This is a genomic window from Mycobacterium ahvazicum (assembly GCF_900176255.2).
In the GTDB taxonomy this organism is placed as follows: domain Bacteria; phylum Actinomycetota; class Actinomycetes; order Mycobacteriales; family Mycobacteriaceae; genus Mycobacterium; species Mycobacterium ahvazicum.
In genome coordinates, this window is sequence record NZ_FXEG02000003.1 from 101,922 (window position 1) to 119,802 (window position 17,881).

Sequence of the window (17,881 nt, forward strand, 5' to 3'; positions counted from 1 at the left end):
TGATTATCGAAGCGGGTCGTTCGCCCGCACCCCGCGGTACATGCCCCAGCGGACAAGGCCCGGCATCACCACGCGCTGGACCGACCAGGCGGGCAGCCGGAACGCGTGGCCGGTGGGCAGGAAGACTTCCAGCCCGTCGGCCTGGATCCCCACCAACGAGCCCCACCGTCGTCCCGGCGTTCGGTAGGTGCGCAGCCGTCGACCGGTGAACTCGGCACGAATGTTGTGCGCTACCAACGAGTCTCCGCGGTTGCGTGCCGAGCTGCGCAGAGGGTCGCTGGCCGCGACGTCTCCGACGGCGAACACACCGCGATGGCCGGGCACCTCCAATTCGGGTGACACCCGAACGAAACCGTGTTCGTCGAGCAGTTCGGGTGGCAGCCAGTCGGTATTGGGCCGTACCTTGCCGATGGCCCAGAGCACGGCGTCTGCGGTGGCCGGCGGTTGTCCGGTGGTCCAGCTGACGGGTTCGCTGGTGATCTCGTGGCCGGCGCCGTTCGAGAGCACCGCACGATGGCCGGGGTGCACCCCCACGCCCAGTGCGGTGAGTCGGCCGCGGATCCGGTCCCAGGTCCGCGGGTGATACCCGACGAGTGCGGCCTCGCCGGGGAAGTACAGGTCAATTCGCTTGTCCGGCCAGGTGGTTGCCATGTTGACCGCGCTGCTAACCGCCGCGGCCCCGCCGCCGACAACGATGACCGAGCCCGCTGCGGCCAGGCGATTGTGCGCGGCGTGCAGCCCGGCGCCGATCTCGTCGGCCGATTCCATGGTCGGTTGGCGCCAGAAGCCGTTCGTCACCCCCGTGGAGATCACCAGTGCGTCGAACTCCTCGGCTGTCGTCGCGCCGTCGCCGCCGCGGCCGAACACCGTTCGAGAAGCCAGGTCCACTCCGGTCAGGGTGGCCTGCACGGTGCGCACCCGATCCAGACCGCGGAACCGGTCGAAGGGTATCCAGTAGTCGCGTGCCCAGTCGCCAGGCCGGGAGATTCGGACGCCGAGTTCCTGGCCGCTTACCAGCGCGGACTTGGCGGAGATTCCGACCACGTCGGCGTGCTTGGCCAGCCGGATCGCGGTCAACAGGCCCACGTCGCCCAGCCCCGCCACGACGACGCGCTTGCGCGCCGCCATTACGGCGTATCCATTTCTGCCCCAAGGCGTTTGGAACGCGCGCGGCCACCGGCGCTGGAATCCATGCGGGCCTCCTCGCCCCTGCGACGCCCGGCTGACACCACCGGCCGGAATCGGCAAACTGTAACACGTTCTACTCGGCGACCTGGGGTGTGAGCTCAGCTGCGGACAGGGGCGAGTAATCGCTCGTCGCCACGGTGAAGACCGCCTGTGGGTCAACGTCTTCGCCGTTGCGCCGCTCGTCGGCCACTAGCATTGGCCAGCGGCTCGTCCATTCGCCGGAGCGGCTCAGTGGACACCGAACGCGCGCATCACCGCCGCAGAAAGGAACGGCTTCCGATGACGACACCAGCCGAGGGCCATCGACACAGCCCCCAATTGATTCCGCGCCGGCTGCTGCGCGGTGGGCAGATCCATCACCCCGCTGTCCTCGAGGAAGCCAAGCGGCGCAGCGACAATTTTCAGTTGAGACTGGCGGACCGGATCACGGCATTCGCCGGATCGATGAACTTCGTCTGGCTGCACGCGGCCTTGTTCGGCGTGTGGATGGTGTTCGTCGAACCCAGTCCATGGCCGACGCTGACCCTGGTCGTGTCGCTCGAGGCGATTTTCCTGTCGACATTCGTGATGATCGGCCAGAACCGTCAAGCGGCTTTCCAACAGGCCAGGGCCGACCACGACTTCCAGACCCAGGAGCTGGAGCTGAAGACCAACACCGAACTGACCCGTGAGATCCACCTGCTCACCGAGGAACTGCACCGGCGGTTCATCGGGACAACGCCGCAGTGACATTCGCTCGATCAATAGGCATTGGTACAGCGGGTGGTCGCTCGGGTGGGGGTTGACATGGCGGAGTTGCAGGAGACGATGCGCCCGCGGTTGCGTGCCGCCTTGCGAACGGTGGTGCGGGCATCCGCACCTCGTCCCGCCGCGGCCAAGCGGGCGGCCAAGGATTTGAGTCACCCGCTGTGGCCGGCCGTTGCGGCCGAAATCCGCTGGGCCTTCACCCCGCCCCGCACCTGGTTGATGGGCGTGGTGGCGAACCTGGTCTTCGCGGTGGGGTGGTTGGCGGTGCAGCCGCTGACGCTGGGCCGCCACCAGGACTGGGTGGTACTGGTCGGCACGTACTTCTCGTCGTGGATCCTCGCCGATGTCACCACGACGAATCTGCTTGGCTCGGACCATTATCGAGTCATCCAGGCGGTGTCCGACGGCGTGCCGTTCGGGCGGGTGCTGGTGATCAAGAACCTGGCCCTGCTGGTAATCGTCGGGCTGCCGACGTTGGTGACGGCGGTGGTGCTCACACTGTGGCTGGAAACCCCGCAGCGCCTGGGCATCACGATCCCGACGGTCGCGGTGCCCATCGTGTCCTGGCTCGGGGTGGGCAACTTCTTCTCCGTGCTGCACCCGGTCGGCGTCGCGCCGCTGACCCGGCGCTGGCGGCAGCGTGGCGACCATCGCCGCACCCGCGGCTGGATCGTTGCGCTGACGCTGCCCTACGCGCTGTACTACTTCGCCGACCCGATGAACGGGGTAGAGCATCAGCTGCTCTGGACGAAGGTGCCCGCGCTGATCTGGCCGGTCTTCGGCCGCGACACGAAAAGCTTCGTGCACCTGGGCATTGCGGTCGCGGTGTGGTTGGCCGGAACCATTGCGGCGACGCTCTGGGTGCGCAAGCGGGGACTGCGGATCCGGTGATCCGTCAGGTGGTGGGGTCGGAGACCTTCCGCAACAGCGCGCGGGTTCGTGCCATGGTCTCGTCGTCGCCGAACGGGTACGCGACGAATTCGTCGACGCCGGCGGCGCCTATTTCCGCGACGCGATCGGCGACGGTGGCTTCGTCGCCGATGAGCGCGATCTCCTCGGGGCGGCTCACTCCCTCGCGCTCCAGCATCGCGCGATATGACGGGAGCGTGCCGTAGATCGCGAATTCTTCGGCGGCCCGGGCCCTGGCGCCGTTCGCGTCATCGGTGACACAGATCGGCAGGCCGGCCAGTACCTCGACGGCGCCCTCGGGCCGCCCAGCCGCGGCCGCGGCCTCCCGCAAGGTGGGTCCGACATGATTGGCCAGCGTCGTGGGTCCGGTCATCCAGGTGAATGTGCCCGCGGTGCGCCGCGCCGCCACGCGCAGCATTTGCGGCCCCAGCGCGGCGATGTAGACCGGGGGAGCCGAGATGCCGGAAACCCGCAGCGCGCCACGCGTTGTCACCGTCTCGCCGACAGCGTGGGCCTCCTCACCGGCGAGCAGCGGTTGCACACCGTCCAGATATTCGTTCATCCGCCGTACCGGTTTGTCCCAGGGGATTCCCCACAACTCCTCGCTCATCTGCGGATGATTCACTCCCAGACCGAGTTTGAACCGCCCACCGGCGAGCGCACTGAGGGTCAGCGCGCGCTGGGCGGTCAACATGGGATGGGCGACCTGGAGGGGCAACACACCCACGCCCAGTTCAATATCCGGCACCGCGCGCAGTGCGAGTCCTTGCACGGTCAGCAGATCGAGTTGCCACGGAAGTTGGGCCGACCACATGGTGGTGAAGCCCTCCGCGGCCACGCGTGCAACGGTCTCGATGTACTCGTCCACCAGCGACGGTCCGTCGCCGTCGCCCAGGCTGTTGAAGATGCTGATCTCCATAAACCATTCCTTTCTTCGGTGGTTATCGGCGAGTCTCAGCCGATCAAGGACAGCTGCCGCAAGTCCTCGGCGTACTTGTCGATCAACTCCGCCGAGATATGCGGGATGTCTTTGTCGGGTCCGATGTCGGCGGCACGCACCGCGGCGTGGAACACGGCGGTGGGTGCGGCCGCACCCCGGATTGCCTTCTCGGGTTTTCCGAACGCGTGCAGCAGCGGCAGGACCGACCGCTGACGTTGCCGCTCGGGCAAACCCGTCAGCGCGGTCTGGAACCGGCTCAGCCATTCGTCGTAGTCGGCGATGCGCTGGATCCGGTGTCCGGCCCGAATCAGCCAGTCCACGAACACATCCAGCGAGACCCCGTCGTCGTATGGGTTCATGACGTCGAACGAGCGGTAATCGCCGGTGACCCCCGAGCCGATCGTGGTGATCGCCTCGGCGATGAAGTCGACCGGCAGCCCGTCGTAGTGTGCCCGCGCCCGGCCGCCGATCCCGTCGCATTCGTAAAACGAATGCGGCGCAATGCCCGTCACCAGCAGGCTGAAGATCAGCCGGGTAAACATGTCGGGCACGTTGAGTTGCCCGCGGTATCGGGTGTGGGCGAGGATCATGTCGGAGCGGAACACCGCGACCGGCAGGCCGCACAGCTCGTTGGCCTCCCGCAGCAACACCTCGCCGGCCCACTTGCTGTTGGCGTACCCGTTCGCGTAGTCGTCGTTGAGCGCACGGGTGGGGCTTACCTGCCGGATGTCACCGTCCTCCTGAAACTCGCCGGGCGGCACCGTCATCGCGACCGCGATGGTGGACAGGTAGGTGACCGGCTTGATTCGGGTCGTGATCGCCAGCCGGATAAGTTCGGCGGTCCCAACGACATTGGGCCCAAATAGCTGGGCATAGGGCAACACGTGGTTGACCAGTGCGGCGGGATGCACGATCAGATCGACGGTGTCGGCCAGCTGCCGCCAGGTCGCGGGGTCCAGGCCCAGGTTATGGTCGGCGACATCGCCCGCATGCACCTCGAGATGCATGGCGGCAAGCTCGCGGAAGCGGCTCAGCAGCTCGGGATCGCCGCTGTCGAAGGCGCTTTCCAAGCGAGCCCTGGCCTCATCGTCGTCGCGGCCACGCACGATCGTGATCAGCTTGCCGCCCCGTTCGGCAAGGCGTTCCAGCCACTCGAGAGTCAGAAATCGTCCCAGCCAACCGTTCGCTCCGGTCAGCAGCACCGTATCCGCCGCACCGGCGGCGTGCGGCAGAGACGCAGCGGTGGACAATGCGCGGGCGTCGATGAACTTGTCCAACGTCAGGTCGGCGGCCGAAATAGCGGTGCTGCCTTGCCCGTGAACGGTGCTGAAGATCGGCCGACGGATACCGGCACCGCGCTGGGCGTCGATGTAGTCGGCGATCTTCGCGATGGTGTTGGCCGGGCTGGTGATCACCGCGACGGGGACCTCGACGCGGAAGATCTCATCCAGCAGGTGCGAGAAGGTCAACGCGGACAATGAATCTCCGCCAAGGTCGGTGAAATGCGCTTCGGAGTTGGCGCTCGTGGCGCCGAGCAGGGCGCGACAGGCTCCGGCCAGCGTCTCCACCACGGGCCGGTCGGCCGCGCTCTCGCGCAGTATCCGGATGTCGTCGACCTGTGCGGCCGCGATTTCGGTGTACAGCCGCTCGAGCTGTTCGCCGTAGCGTTCCTTGAGCCGGGGGCGCAGCTGCTTGCCCAAGCCGGAAAGCAACCCGTTTTCGGTGGTGAACGGTTTGGTTTCCAGAATGAAGTCCACGGGCAGCTCGTAGGACTGCAACTGGGCGGACGCCGCGGTCTGCCGAAGGGATTGGTGCACAGCAGTTTTCAGAGCAGGGCTGTTGCCGTATTCGGTGAGCGCTTCGGGGGTGGGCACGATTACGGCCAACAGGCTGGGTCGTTCGCTGTTGCCGTAGACGAAGATCTGTCGTACCAGCGGTGCCCCGGCGTAGATGGACTCCAGATTCGTCACCGCGACGAACTCGCCCTGGGCAAGCTTGAGCACGTTGTTGCGACGATCGACATAGACCAGCCGGTCGGGCCCGACCTCGGCCATCACGTCGCCGGTCTTGTAGAAGCCGTCCTCGTCGAAAACCTGGCCGGTGATTTCCGGGCGCTTGTAGTAGCCCGGCGTCATCATGTCGGTCTTGACGAGCAATTCCCCACGCGGATAAGGCCGGTCGGTCAGGAAATAACCGAGCTCCGGGACGTCGATCAGTTTGTAGTCGACGACCCGCTTGCGGCTGATCACACCGTCGCGGGTGAGGATTCCGGTCTCGGTCAGACCGTAGCCGTCCAGGATGTGCGTGCCGAGCACCCCGTCCAGGAAGGCCTTCATCTCCGGTGCCAGCGGTGCGCTCCCGACAAAACCGCCCAGAACCCGGCCGCCCAGCACACTCTCGCGCATCTCCGTCGCGGCATCCCGCTCCGCGGTGGCGGGATCTGCCCCCTCGGCGATCCCGCGGTCAACGGCGCCGCGGTAGTGCTGGTACAGCATCTCCACCACCCGGGGAACCACACCGAGTTCGGTGGGCCGCACCAGTGCCCAGTCTTCGAACAGCGTCGACAGATCGGACTCGGGGACGAAGTAGTTGGTGCCGCCGGCGATGAATGCCGACGCCAGGGGCAGCCGGCCGCCGAGGTGATTCAGTGGCATGAAATTCACGTTGAAGACCGGCAGGCCGGATGTGAGGAACGAGCCCGATGTCCACACCTTGGTGACCGTCGCCTCGGTGTACATGGCGCCTTTGGGCGTTCCGGTGCTGCCGGAGGTGTACATGATCATTGCCAAGCGGTCGTCGCCGCCGTCGGTGATCGGTGCGACCGCAGGCAATTGGCTGCCTCGCTCGACGACATCGTCGATCGTGGTGACGACGACGTGAGTGCCCGAGCCCTGCAAGCGCACCCGGGTCTGTTCGAGGTTCTCCCGCTGCTCGTCGACGCCGGCGTGATAGTCGAAGACGATCAGCTGCCGCAGCGAGGCACTGGTCAGCACGGATTCCCTTGCCAGGTCCAGGTATTCGGCGCTGACTGCGACGATCGTCGGTTCGCATTCCTCGATGATCGGGCGCAGCCGGGCCACCGAGGCGTTGTGTTGCAGCGGCACGGTCACCAAGCCGAGGTAGGCGCAGACCAGGTCGATGACCAGATAGTCAGCGCTGGAGAATCCGATCGTCGCCACGACATCGCCTGAGCCGATCGGGTTCTCGGGGTCGTTGTGCCAGTCGGTGGCGATCGCGCGCACCCGGTCCCACAATTCGCGGTAGCTGATGGTCTCGAAGCGTGGTTGCAACCGGATCGACGTGCGGCCGTTGGCGTCGGTCACCAACGCGCGAGCACGCTCCCCGAGCGCGGGACGATCGGCGTAGCCCCCGACGATCGTCGCGATGACCTCGGTGAGCCGTAGGCCCGGCGTGCAGGCCGCCTCGATTACCTCGGGAAGCGGCACGGCCGCCGGGAATTGCGGTTCGGTGTCGAACAATTCAGCCACCCGCCGGGCCAGCTGCTCGTCTCGGTCATCACCCGTCCCGGTCAAGGTTGTGTCACGCAGCGATCCGCTTGTCATCGTGTGTCCTTCCGTCTTTATTTCTTCTTCGAAGCCGGCCACCACCCGGATGATTGGGGTATTGCGCCCAGTGAGTGTGAGTTCGGTTACGCGTCACGACATCGACGGGTAATCGGTATAGCCCAATGCGCCGCCGGTGTAGAGGAATTCCATCCGGGGCGCGTTGAGTTGGCTGCCGTAGGTCCATCGCCGCACCAGATCCGGATTCGCCAGAAACGCACTGTCGATGGTGACGGCGTCTGCGGTACCGGTCGTGACGACGTCGACGGCTCGCTCGCGGGTGGTCGTCGTCTGGAACCTGCGATTGAGCAGCAGACGGTCTGGCCAGCGGCGACGCAGCCACGAGTAGATCGGCCGTTCGGGTGGGACTCGTGCGTGCAGATATGCCAACCCCAGTTCGCGGGCGTGCTTGGCGAGGATCAGGTGCGCCTCGAGGTCCGGTTCGTGAATGTCGTTCTCCGGATTGCCCGGCGAGATGCGCAGCCCCAGCCGGTCGGGACCGATCGCGTCGGCGACCGCGGCGATGACCTCGCTCGGAAGCCGTGCCCGAGCCTGAGCGGAGCCGCCATAGGGGTCGCGTCGATAGTTCGCGTCGTAGGTGAGAAATTGACTCAACAGGTATCCGTCGGCGGCGTCGATCTCGACACCGTCGGCGCCGGCGGCGCGGGCACGGCACGCGGCGGACACGAAAACTGCTACGGTGCAATCTATTTCGTGAGCAGTGAGTTGGTGTGGTACAACGAAGGGTTTTTTGCCGACGGCGGTGTGCACCGTGCCGTTGGGTCTGATCCCCGACGGCGCCACGGGCCGTCGACCGCCCAGGATAGCGGGATGTGAGATCCGGCCAGAGTGCATGATTTGCATCACAATTCGGCCACCCGCCGCGTGGACCGCTTCGGCGACGCGCGCCCATCCGTCAAGTTGTGCGTCGGTGTGCAGACCGGGCTGGTTGGGGTACGCCCGCCCACGCGCCGAAGCGAAGGTGCCTTCGGAAATGATCAGACCCGAACTCGCCCGCTGCGCATAGTAATCGGCCATCAGCTGGGTGGGCACTCCGTCGTCGTCGGCGCGGGTGCGGGTGATGGGCGCCATCAGAATCCGGTTCGGAGCGTACAACGCGCCCAATTGAATTGGGGCTAGCAAAGGATGGCCCGGGCACAGCAGCCGCGTGGGTAGTGCGCGAGCGGCGAATCTTCGAGCCACGGTTGTCCGCTCCTTTCGTCCGGGGAGTTGACCGCCACAACACCGCACCTGCGAACTGCCCGTTGTTCGTGCGGACACCTCCATGGTGTCGGTGCGATACCGTCGCCGCTAGGACACGTGTCCTACCGCATGCGAGGCGTGGACTCCCACAGCGAGCGAACGCAGCTAACGGACGTTCGGCTTGATCTCCTCGATCACCCACTGCGCGTAGTCGAGATATTCGTCGACGCCGCGTACCGCCGGAACGGGAACGGCGCTGACCGTCACGCCCTGCTCGGCAAACCAGTTCAGCCTGTCGATGATCTGCTCGGCGCTCATACCCGGCCGGTCGCGGATCCCCTTTCGGACAACGTGTCCCTCGCCGACCCGATTGGTGCCCATCCCGTGCATCACGTCGAACGGCCGACCGTCGTAGCACGGCTGGGATTTGATGTAGTCCACCTTCTCGGCAATGTGTTCGGGCGGCGTCAGAAACGCCCACCAACCCGAGGCATGCCGGGCCGCCCGCCGCAGAGCCGCGTCGGCGTCACCGCCTATCCAAATCGGAAGATGTGGTTTCTGAACGGGTTTCGGCTCGAACACGACGTTGTCGAAGGATACGTAACGACCCTCGAATTGCGGTGTGTCGCTGGTCCACAATTCGACGATCGCGGCGAGGTATTCGTCGGCGATGCGGCCCCGCTCGTGAAACGGCACCCCGAGCAGTTCGAACTCCCGTGCCAGCCAACCGACTCCGAAGGTCACCATCATCCGGCCCCCACTCATCCAGTCGGCGGTGGCCAACGCCTTGGCCAGGACGATCGGATGCTGCAGCGGCAAGATCGTGACACAGGAATTGATGGCGATGCGTTCGGTGGCGCCGGCGACATGGGCTTGGGCGACCGTTGAGTGCAGATAGTGCGGCCCGGACAATTCGACATGCTCGACCGGAATGACGAGGTGTTCCGGAAAAGCGATCATGTCGTAGCCCCAGCGGTCGGCGCATTTTGCCATTCGGGTCTGATCGGGCCCGGTGACCTCTGGTTCCCACGGCTGCATCGTGGCCTTGAGCCGGAGCATATGCGGAAGCGGGAAGACGAATTTCACGCGGGAACTCCTTTTCGAATGCTGCCCACCACGAAATCAAAGCTCACCCGGCCGCCGTCGTCATCCAAAACCGGAAACCTAGCGTGTCCCGGCCAGCGGTCAGTGTCGCGCGATCACGGGTGCGGAGTTGTTAACCTGGCCACGTGGCGCGGACCAGCGAAGAGCCGGTGAAAGGGTCGCTTGCGGCGACCAGCTGGGCGCTGCTGGGCATGCTCTCCTACGAAGAGGAAGTTTCGGGTTACGACCTGAAGAAGTGGATCGACTGGAGTGTCGACCTCTACTATTGGAGCCCGTCGTACAGCCAGATCTACACCGAGCTGAAGAAGCTGGAGGGCCTGGGCCTGGCGACGTCTCGCGTCGAGCACGACGAGGGCACCCGCAGCCGGCGGCTCTACAAGATCACCAAGGCTGGAATGGCGGCGGTTACCGAGTGGGCCACTGACGCACCGGTGGACCCCCCGGTGCTCAAACACAGCGTGCTGATGCGCATGACGCTGGGGCATTTGAGTAACCCGAGCCGGCTCAAGGAGCTGCTGCAGGACTACGTGGCCTACACCGAGGCCTGCCATCGCAAGGCGGTCGAGGACGCCGAGGGCGCCGAAGCCGAACCCGCGTGGGCTTACTCGGTGATCGCGTTGCGCTGGGCGGCCAAGTACTACGCCGCCGAGCGCGAGTTCGCCCTGGAGATGATGAAGGACATCGACGAGGCCGACCGCATACTGCAGACGGCGCCGAAGGGTAGTTCGGGCAAACCGCGGACCACGCCAGGTTCCTGGCGCGAGGTCGAAAAACAGGTCCAGGCCAAGCGCGAAGCCGACTAATCGGCGCCGGCCGCGTCCCGCGCGGCGATGTAGCCGTAGACAAGTCCCTGCGCGATCGTGGCACCCGCACCCGGATACGTAGTGCCGAACGCGTTGGCAGCGGTATTGCCGATTGCGTAGAGCCCGTTGATCACGGCGCCGTCCTCACGCAGCACCCGCGCCCGGTGGTCGGCTGTCAATCCGCCGCAGGTGCCCAGGTCGCTGAGCACCATCTTCACGGCGTAGAACGGGCCCTTGGTCAACGCTCGCAGGTTGGGGTTCGGCGATATCGTCGGGTCGCCATAATAGCGATCGTAGGCACTGCGACCCCGCGCGAAGTCGGGATCGACACCGGCGGCGGCGTTTTCGTTGAAGCGGGTGACCGTCGTGGTGAACTCCGGAACCGGCACGCCGATCCGGGCGCCGAGTTCGGCGAAGTCGTCGGCGCGGACCGCGATGCCGGCGTCGTACCACCTCTGCGGGATACGCATCCGCGGAAAGAGTTGGGCGCCAAAGACATAGCTGTTGCGGTATTGCTGGTCGAAAACGATCCACATCGATTCCACCGGACTGCCCGCGCGTTCCAACTCCAGCAGCCGTTGGCCGAAGGTCATGTAATCGAGGACTCGTTGGCGAAGCGGCTCCCATGCTGGTTGACGATCAGGCTGCCCGGTAGCGACCGTTCGGCCAGCATCACGGCGGGCGCCTCGCCGGGCAGCGGCGCGACGGCGGGGAACCACCATGCCTGGTCCATCAGATCGATGCCAGCGCCGAGTTCCTGCCCCGCGCGAATACCGTCGCCGGTGTTGGCCGCCGCACCCAGACTCAGGTTGGCGCCCAACGATTCCGACTGGAATTTCCAGCGCATGTCCATGCTGTGATCGAAACCGCCGGTGGCCAGCACGACGCCGTGCCGAGCCGTGATCGACACCTCACGGCCGCCGTGCACCACGATCGCGCCGCGGACCCGATGACCGTCGACGTCTAGACGCAACAGGCTGGTGTCGGTCCATACCGGGATGCCGGCGCGCAACACGCCCGCGAACATGCCCGCCGCCAAACCCTGACCGCCGGCGGCGTAGCGCCGGCCCAGCATCAGGCCGCCCACTCCTTGCCCAATTCGCTTGGCGAACGTCGGAATTCCCTTGCGCGGCACTCGTGCCACCAGATTCATCCAGCGGTAATCGGCGCCCGTCGTCGGGACCGGGACGCTCACCTCCATCAAGCCCGGTTCCAGGCGGGTGCGGTAGGCGCCGAGAAGCGACGTGTCGAACGGATGGCACTCGCAGGTGCGTCCCGTCGCGCTGCCGCCGGGTTCCTCGGGGTGGTAATCGGAGTAGTCGCGCGCCCAGAAGAATCGCAGGGGAGTGGTTCGTCGCAACATGTCGACCATCGCGCTCACGTGCGTCACAAATCCCGTCGAGCGCTGCCGGGGCGCCGAATCCGCAACCACCGCGTCCAGGTAGGTCGTGGCGTGCTCTTGCGTATCGCCGGCACCCGCTTCGGCCAGCACCGGACCCACGGGCAACCACAGTGCGCCGCCGGACCGCGCGGTCGAGCCCCCGACGTGCGACGCCTTCTCGACGACCAGCACCGACAACCCGAGTTCGTGGGCGGCCAGCGCCGCGGCCATCCCGGTGCCCGAGCCCACGACCAGCAAGTCGGCGCTCGTGTCGGCCACAGGAAGTCCAGCGGGGATGGTCGCGCTGTGTGCTGTCACCCGAGAACGGTATTTCGCGCCGCCCAGGCAGCGGAATGGTCGTCCTGATGAGTGGAACAGCCAAGTCCAAAAGGGTCTATTCGCGGAGTTAAATCGTGCCTATGCATGACACCGACGACATTCGGCTCATTGAGGCCCAGGCCGCACCGACGCGGTTTGCCCGCGGCTGGCATTGTCTGGGGTTGATCAGAGATTTCGGTGACGGCAAGCCACACGCGGTCAACGCGTTCGGCCAGAAGCTTGTCGTCTTCCGAAGCGGGGACGGCAAAATCAACGTCCTGGACAGCTACTGCCGGCACATGGGCGGCGACCTGTCCCAGGGCGAGGTGAAGGGCGACGAGATCGCCTGCCCGTTCCACGACTGGCGCTGGGGCGGTGACGGACGATGCAAGATGGTCCCGTACGCCCGACGTGCGCCCCGGCTGGCCCGCACGGCGACCTGGACGACGCTGGAGCAGGACGGCATGTTGTTCGTCTGGAACGATCCGGAACGCAAACCACCGCCGCCAGAGGTGACGATCCCGCGCATCGAGGGTGCCACCAGCGACGAATGGACCGACTGGCACTGGTACACCACGGTCGTCGCTACCAGCAACTGCCGTGAAATCATCGACAACGTCGTGGATATGGCGCACTTCTACTACATCCACGGTGCATTGCCGACCTACTTCAAGAACATCTTCGAGGGTCACGTCGCGACGCAGTACATGAACGGCGAGGGTCGCCCCGACATGGGTGGCACCGAAGGTGCTCGGATGCTCGGCAACACGTCGGTGGCGTCGTATTACGGTCCGTCCTTCATGATCGACGACCTGACCTATCACTACGAATATGGTGACGCGCAATCCGTGCTGATCAATTGCCACTATCCGATCGACTCGAATTCCTTTGTGCTGCAGTACGGCATAATCGTCAAGAAGTCCGAAGCGCTGCCCGGAGACCCAGTCCAGACCGCGATTCAGCTCGGCGATTACGTCAAGCTGGGTTTCGAACAGGACGTCGAGATCTGGCGGCACAAGGCGCGCATCGACAATCCGCTCCTGGTCGAGGAGGACGGCCCGGTTTATCAGCTGCGGCGCTGGTACGAGCAGTTCTACGTCGACGTCGCCGATGTCGAGCCGGAGATGGTGGACCGCTTCGAGTTCGAGCTCGACACCACTCGGCCGTACGAGGCGTGGATGAAAGAGGTCGAGGCGAACATGGCGGCTCAGGGTTCGGTATGTGGTTGAATTCGCCGGTGCAGATGGATAATCGGCTCGACGAGATGCCGATGCTGCCCGTGGCATGCGGTAACTGCGGCGCGCAGGTGCTGGTCCGCAAGAGCACCTGGAATCAGACCAGCGTGCAGTGGGACGCCGATGCGACCCGGCGCTGCGCGCAGCGGGCCGAAGCGGTGTCGGCGCACGCCAATCGCGGGGTGTTCCTGGTGTGTTCGGCGCTGCGCGAGTCGATCCTGGATGCGGTGCGCCAGGGGGAGCTGGCTATCGTCGACGAGACGGAGGGCTCTGCGCCGCAAGCACATTGGCTCGTCCCGCCATCGCCGCCCCGACATACTCCGGTTCGGTGAGCAGGTAGAAGCGGCCTTCGGCGGCCTGCTCGAAGATCGCCGCCGCGGCCGTTTCCGCATCCATCGCAGCGGCTTTGACGTCGAGCATCGCCGCGCGCTGCGCCTCGGCAACGTCACCGTCCCCGTGCGAGTCGACACCGCCGGCCGACTCGAAGATGTTGGATTTCACCGCACCCGGCAGCACCGCTTGTACGTGAATGTGGTGACCGTGCCCGGCCGACTCCACATCCAGATACAGGCATTCGGTCAACGCCAGCACCGCGTGCTTGCTCACGATGTAGGGCGCCTGCAACGCAATTGCCACTACGGCGCCGACCGAGGACAGGTTCCACACCCAGGCGGGCTCGTCGGTGGCCATCATCATGGGCAGAAAGGCTCGCACACCGTGGAATACGCCGCTGATGTTGATGTCGACGACCCGCCGCCAGTTGGCCACCGGTGTGTCCCACAGATAGCCGAACTGTCCCACGCCGGCGTTGTTGACTAGCAGCCGGACGGCCCCGATATCGCGGTAGGTGCGCTCGGCAAGCTGCTGCATGACGTCCGGGTCACGCACGTCGCACACCACGCCGACCGCGGATCCACCTGTGGCGCAGAGCTGTTCGCGCAGGACCGCGATGGCGTCGGCATCGATGTCGGCCAGCACCACCGTCATTCCCAGCGTGACCGCGTGGCGGGCCAGGCCCGCACCGATGCCCGAGCCGGCTCCGGTGATGACCGCGACGCCGCCCGCGAACGGATTCACGCGTACTGCAACGCGGGTGCGGGACCGCGACGCTGGGGGAGCAGCGGGCGCCGCGGCTGCAGGGCGGGTGTCACCCTTGGGCGCCCAAGCGGACCGTCCTCGGCATTGCGCCAGATGCCCATCGCCGTCATGCGCCCCGGCGCCGTCAGTCGCTGATCGAACATCATCCGGCTCATCGGGCCGCAGACCGACACCGCCGCAACAGCCTCACCGGCCTCACCGATAGGCGCTGCGACACAACCGAATCCGAGCAACGATTCCTCGCGCTCGAACGCCACGCCGTGCGCGCGCACCCTGGCCAATTCGGCGGCCAGCTGCGAACCGGTGGAGACCGAGTACTTGGTCTTGCGGACCTGAAGATCGACCTGGGCCTCCTCGTCGTGGTAGGCCAGGATCGCCTTTCCGACGGCCGTGCAATGTGCGGGCTGCCGGCCGCCGACCCGGGTGGGGATCGCGTCGGCCATGCGGTCGCCGACCTTGTCGAGGTACACCACGTCCGGCCCGTCCAGCACCGCCAGGTGTGCGACCAGTCCGGTGGCGCGGTGCAATTCGCCGAGCAGCGGGCCGGCCGCGCGCACCAGCCGGTCCTGGTGCACGGCCAGCGAGCCGAGTTCCACCAGGCGCATGCCGAGCTCGTAGTCGCGACCGCTGCGGCGCAACCAACGCAGCTGCACCAGGCGTTCGAGCATCCGGTGCGCCGAGGAACGCGGCAGCCCGGTGCGCCGCACGATCTGGGCCAGCGTCAGTCGTCCCGGCCCGTCGAATGCGTCGAGGACGAGCGAAATGCGGTCGATCACGGCCGTGGGGGCAGTGGCGTCGAGGGTCTTCGGCGTCCCGGTCATGGGTCCTCCATGGGCTGCGGTCTATCTGACTGCTATATTCCTATTAGGAAGATATGTCTACCACACGTGTGTGGGCGCTGTCACACAAGACACGAAACCGCGAGCGTATGCACACCGCGAATCACGGACCGAATTTTCGCCGTGTGCGTACGCTCGCGAAAGATCAGAGAAACTCAGCCCTTGGCGGCCGATCGCCCGGCGCGGCGGCCATAGAAACTGCCATCACCGAGAGAGACACCGCTGGCATAACCCCAGGCGGCCAGCCCGGCGGTGGAACGGCCCGCGGCGAACAGCCCCGGGATCGGCTCGCCGCTGACGTGTAGCACCTCGGCGTCCAGCGTGGTGGCCAGCCCGCCCAGCGTGAAGCCTCCGGTGTTCTCGCGCAGGTCGATCGCGCCGACCGGGCTGCCGATCGGCTTAATCCACTCCGGCTTCTTGTGCAGCAACGGATCCTCGCCGCGCGCGGCACCCTCGTTGTAGGCGGCGACGGTCGCCTGCAGCGATCCGGGTGCCAGGCCGATGTCGCGCTCCAGCTCCGCCACTGTGTCTGCCACCCACGTCGGTTGGCGGAGCATGAATTTCGGCGACCACGACGCCATCGCCTCTTCCTGGGCATCGTTGTCGATGATCAGGTAGGCGATGTTGTCCTGGTGATAGAGCGTGAGCTGCCCGACGCGGCCCGGGTAGGTGTCCTCGGCGACATAGCGCTGACCGCGGCCGTTGACCAGGATCCCGCGCACCAGCTGCTGGGGGTCGATGAAGATCGCGACCTCGGTGGCATCCATGTGGGCCAGGTCGGCGCCGAGGGCCTGCGCCATCCGGATCGCCTGGCCGTCGTGCTGCTCGATCGACGCGGCGGGACGCCCGGCGATCCGCGGCGCGTAGCGGGCCACCATCGCGTCGTTGTAGGCGAAGCTGCCCGTTGCGAGCACGACGCCGGTGCGTGCCCGGATCGTCATTTCGGTGCCGTACTGGCGGGCCCGGATACCGGCCACCCTGCCGTCGGACTCGACGATCAAACACCGCACCCGCACGTCGTAAAGCGCGCGAGCACCCGACGCCGTCGCGGTTTCGACGAGCGGCTTCATCAGCATGTAGCCCGCGCTGGCTTCGCCCTGCTTCTTGTTCTGCATCTGCGGGATGTGGCCGCGCGGGGCGGGGGAGGCGATGGTGTTGAACGGGTAGGAGTTTTCGCCGCCGCTGTACATCAGGCCCTGATCGCCCATCGGCTCCCAGCCGGGCTCGGAGAAGAACTCCGCCTTGAACGGCACGCCACACCCGACCAGCCATTCGAAATGGGCGACGCTGCCGGCGCAGTAATCGGCGATCCGGTTCTCGTCGGCGCCCGGTCCCATCGCCACGTTGAGGAACGCAGCCATGTTTTCGACGGAATCGGAAAAGCCGCAAGCCTTTTGCAGCGGTGTCCCGCCGCCGAGGTAGATGAAACCGCCGGCCATCGCCGCCGCTCCGCCCCAGGAACCGGTGCGCTCCAGCACCAGGACGTCGGCGCCGGAGCGCGATGCTTCGACCGCGGCCGCGGCACCCGCGACGCCGTAACCGGCGATGACGACGTCGGCCTCGTGATCCCACGCGGTGATCGACGACGCCGGGATCGGCGTGACGTCGGTGTCAGGTGTCATAACCGCATCGCCGCTGGCATTTCGCCGACCCATTGGTGGCCCCAGTAGGTGTCGGCGGTGATTTCTTCTGCGGTGTAATGGTTTTCGTCGACCCGCATGCCTTCGGTGCCGAATTCGATGTCCCAGTCGCCGGGCGCCCGGACGTAGAAGGAGATCATTTTGTCGTTGGTGTGCCGCCCCAGCGTCGAGGACAACTGGAAGCCCTCGGCGCTGACCCGGTCCAGCGCCTGGCCCACCGCGTCGAGGGTGTCGACCTCGACCATGATGTGCACCAGGCGCGGGTCACGCTGGTGAGCTGCCGGACAGATCGCCAGGCTGTGGTGTCGTTCGTTGATGCCGAGGAAGCGAACCCGCACGGGGCCATACTCTTTCGGCAACGGCACCCGGAACGCGCCGCGCGACCGGAATCCCAGCACCTCGGTGTAGAAGTCGAACACACCGCCCGGATCCATGGCCGGTACCACGACATGGCCCAGGCCCTGATCGCCGGTCACGAACCTCGCGCCGAACGGGGTGACGACCGGGCTGTGATCGAGCACCGCGCCGTGGAACACCTCGAGTGCGGTGCCGGCCGGGTCGTCGAAGGTGATCACCTCTTCGACCCGGCGGGCCTCGGCCTCCTCGACCGACAACTGTTTGAACGGCACCCCGGCGCCATCGAGGGCCGCTTTGACCCGCTGTAGCGCCGGGTGGTCGCGGACCTCCCAGCCGATGGTGAGCACCCGATCGGTCTCACCCGGCACCACGATCAACCGGGCGGCGCGCTCATCCATGCGCAGATACAGCGCCGACGGGTCCGGACCCTTGCCCTCCGCGAAACCCAGCACCCCGAAGGCGAATTGCCGCCAACGGTCGATGTCATTTGTCGAGATCGTAATGTAACCAAGGCTTTTCAGGTCGGTCATGTCACTTGCCTTCTTTAGGATTCTCG

General features: G+C 66.1%; 14 protein-coding genes and 1 pseudogene. 5 read left to right on the forward strand and 10 right to left on the reverse strand.

What is annotated here, in order from left to right; translation table 11 throughout:
• Positions 1-3: 3 nt before the first annotated feature.
• A complete protein-coding gene (locus tag MAAFP003_RS13110; protein WP_096287534.1) occupies positions 4-1,128 on the reverse strand; it encodes an FAD-dependent oxidoreductase in 1,125 nt (374 codons plus the stop codon).
• Positions 1,129-1,467: 339 nt separating this feature from the next.
• Here MAAFP003_RS13110 and MAAFP003_RS13115 point away from each other — a divergent pair, with 339 nt between their 5' ends.
• Both MAAFP003_RS13115 and MAAFP003_RS13120 read left to right on the forward strand, forming a co-directional pair.
• Positions 1,468-1,917, forward strand: coding sequence for a DUF1003 domain-containing protein (locus MAAFP003_RS13115; RefSeq protein ID WP_096291114.1), 450 nt, complete (start codon positions 1,468-1,470; stop codon positions 1,915-1,917).
• A 57-nt stretch (positions 1,918-1,974) separates the two neighbouring features.
• The gene (locus MAAFP003_RS13120) at positions 1,975-2,826 is read left to right on the forward strand and encodes a hypothetical protein (protein WP_243394016.1); all 852 of its coding nucleotides are present in this window, start codon (positions 1,975-1,977) and stop codon (positions 2,824-2,826) included.
• Between the two features lie 4 nt (positions 2,827-2,830).
• On the opposite strand, the gene MAAFP003_RS13125 is transcribed toward MAAFP003_RS13120, so the two are convergent.
• From MAAFP003_RS13125 to MAAFP003_RS13140, 4 genes are all read right to left on the reverse strand, one after another.
• Positions 2,831-3,763, reverse strand: a complete 933-nt coding sequence (locus MAAFP003_RS13125; RefSeq protein WP_096287536.1) for a TIGR03564 family F420-dependent LLM class oxidoreductase — start codon at positions 3,761-3,763, stop codon at positions 2,831-2,833.
• A 35-nt stretch (positions 3,764-3,798) separates the two neighbouring features.
• Entirely contained in the window at positions 3,799-7,347 is a 3,549-nt protein-coding gene (car, locus tag MAAFP003_RS13130; RefSeq protein ID WP_096291116.1) for a carboxylic acid reductase, read from the reverse strand.
• Positions 7,348-7,440: 93 nt separating this feature from the next.
• Positions 7,441-8,550 carry an alkene reductase gene (locus MAAFP003_RS13135; protein WP_423790895.1) on the reverse strand — a complete coding sequence of 370 codons (1,110 nt, stop codon included), beginning with the start codon at positions 8,548-8,550 and terminating at the stop codon, positions 7,441-7,443.
• A gap of 165 nt (positions 8,551-8,715) precedes the next feature.
• A complete protein-coding gene (locus tag MAAFP003_RS13140) occupies positions 8,716-9,636 on the reverse strand; it encodes a TIGR03619 family F420-dependent LLM class oxidoreductase (RefSeq protein ID WP_165796400.1) in 921 nt (306 codons plus the stop codon).
• A 209-nt stretch (positions 9,637-9,845) separates the two neighbouring features.
• Here MAAFP003_RS13140 and MAAFP003_RS13145 point away from each other — a divergent pair, with 209 nt between their 5' ends.
• Positions 9,846-10,457 (forward strand): PadR family transcriptional regulator, encoded by a 612-nt coding sequence (locus tag MAAFP003_RS13145; protein ID WP_096291118.1) that lies wholly within the window; start codon positions 9,846-9,848, stop codon positions 10,455-10,457.
• On the opposite strand, the pseudogene MAAFP003_RS30105 reads toward MAAFP003_RS13145, so the two are convergent.
• Positions 10,454-12,156 (reverse strand): annotated as a pseudogene (locus MAAFP003_RS30105) (3-ketosteroid-delta-1-dehydrogenase). The gene MAAFP003_RS13145 and the pseudogene MAAFP003_RS30105 overlap by 4 nt on opposite strands.
• A gap of 101 nt (positions 12,157-12,257) precedes the next feature.
• Here MAAFP003_RS30105 and MAAFP003_RS13155 point away from each other — a divergent pair.
• Positions 12,258-13,385 (forward strand): 3-ketosteroid-9-alpha-monooxygenase, oxygenase component, encoded by a 1,128-nt coding sequence (locus MAAFP003_RS13155; protein WP_096287540.1) that lies wholly within the window; start codon positions 12,258-12,260, stop codon positions 13,383-13,385.
• The gene (locus MAAFP003_RS13160; protein WP_096287542.1) at positions 13,376-13,723 is read left to right on the forward strand and encodes a ferredoxin; all 348 of its coding nucleotides are present in this window, start codon (positions 13,376-13,378) and stop codon (positions 13,721-13,723) included. The genes MAAFP003_RS13155 and MAAFP003_RS13160 overlap by 10 nt, the downstream gene beginning before the upstream one ends.
• Here the strand turns inward: MAAFP003_RS13160 and MAAFP003_RS13165 are convergent.
• The 4 genes from MAAFP003_RS13165 to bphC form a co-directional block, all read right to left on the reverse strand.
• The gene (locus tag MAAFP003_RS13165; RefSeq protein WP_096287544.1) at positions 13,638-14,468 is read right to left on the reverse strand and encodes an SDR family NAD(P)-dependent oxidoreductase; all 831 of its coding nucleotides are present in this window, start codon (positions 14,466-14,468) and stop codon (positions 13,638-13,640) included. The genes MAAFP003_RS13160 and MAAFP003_RS13165 overlap by 86 nt on opposite strands.
• Positions 14,465-15,310 (reverse strand): IclR family transcriptional regulator, encoded by an 846-nt coding sequence (locus MAAFP003_RS13170; protein ID WP_096287546.1) that lies wholly within the window; start codon positions 15,308-15,310, stop codon positions 14,465-14,467. The genes MAAFP003_RS13165 and MAAFP003_RS13170 overlap by 4 nt, the downstream gene beginning before the upstream one ends.
• Before the next feature lie 173 nt (positions 15,311-15,483).
• On the reverse strand, positions 15,484-16,950 hold the full coding sequence (locus MAAFP003_RS13175) for an FAD-dependent oxidoreductase (protein ID WP_096287548.1): 1,467 nt from the start codon (positions 16,948-16,950) through the stop codon (positions 15,484-15,486).
• Complete coding sequence (bphC, locus tag MAAFP003_RS13180) at positions 16,947-17,855, reverse strand: biphenyl-2,3-diol 1,2-dioxygenase (protein ID WP_096287550.1); 909 nt, start codon at positions 17,853-17,855, stop codon at positions 16,947-16,949. The genes MAAFP003_RS13175 and bphC overlap by 4 nt, the downstream gene beginning before the upstream one ends.
• Between the last annotated feature and the right edge of the window lie 26 nt (positions 17,856-17,881).

Bases quoted from the DNA above. Each gene is read 5' to 3' on its own strand.
- MAAFP003_RS13110 (WP_096287534.1), bottom strand. From the start codon at position 1,128: ATGGCGGCGCGCAAGCGCGTCGTCGTGGCGGGGCTGGGCGACGTGGGC.
- MAAFP003_RS13115 (WP_096291114.1), top strand. From the start codon at position 1,468: ATGACGACACCAGCCGAGGGCCATCGACACAGCCCCCAATTGATTCCG.
- MAAFP003_RS13120 (WP_243394016.1), top strand. From the start codon at position 1,975: ATGGCGGAGTTGCAGGAGACGATGCGCCCGCGGTTGCGTGCCGCCTTG.
- MAAFP003_RS13125 (WP_096287536.1), bottom strand. From the start codon at position 3,763: ATGGAGATCAGCATCTTCAACAGCCTGGGCGACGGCGACGGACCGTCG.
- car (WP_096291116.1), bottom strand. From the start codon at position 7,347: ATGACAAGCGGATCGCTGCGTGACACAACCTTGACCGGGACGGGTGAT.
- MAAFP003_RS13145 (WP_096291118.1), top strand. From the start codon at position 9,846: ATGCTCTCCTACGAAGAGGAAGTTTCGGGTTACGACCTGAAGAAGTGG.
- MAAFP003_RS13155 (WP_096287540.1), top strand. From the start codon at position 12,258: ATGCATGACACCGACGACATTCGGCTCATTGAGGCCCAGGCCGCACCG.
- MAAFP003_RS13160 (WP_096287542.1), top strand. From the start codon at position 13,376: ATGTGGTTGAATTCGCCGGTGCAGATGGATAATCGGCTCGACGAGATG.
- MAAFP003_RS13170 (WP_096287546.1), bottom strand. From the start codon at position 15,310: ATGACCGGGACGCCGAAGACCCTCGACGCCACTGCCCCCACGGCCGTG.
- MAAFP003_RS13175 (WP_096287548.1), bottom strand. From the start codon at position 16,950: ATGACACCTGACACCGACGTCACGCCGATCCCGGCGTCGTCGATCACC.
- bphC (WP_096287550.1), bottom strand. From the start codon at position 17,855: ATGACCGACCTGAAAAGCCTTGGTTACATTACGATCTCGACAAATGAC.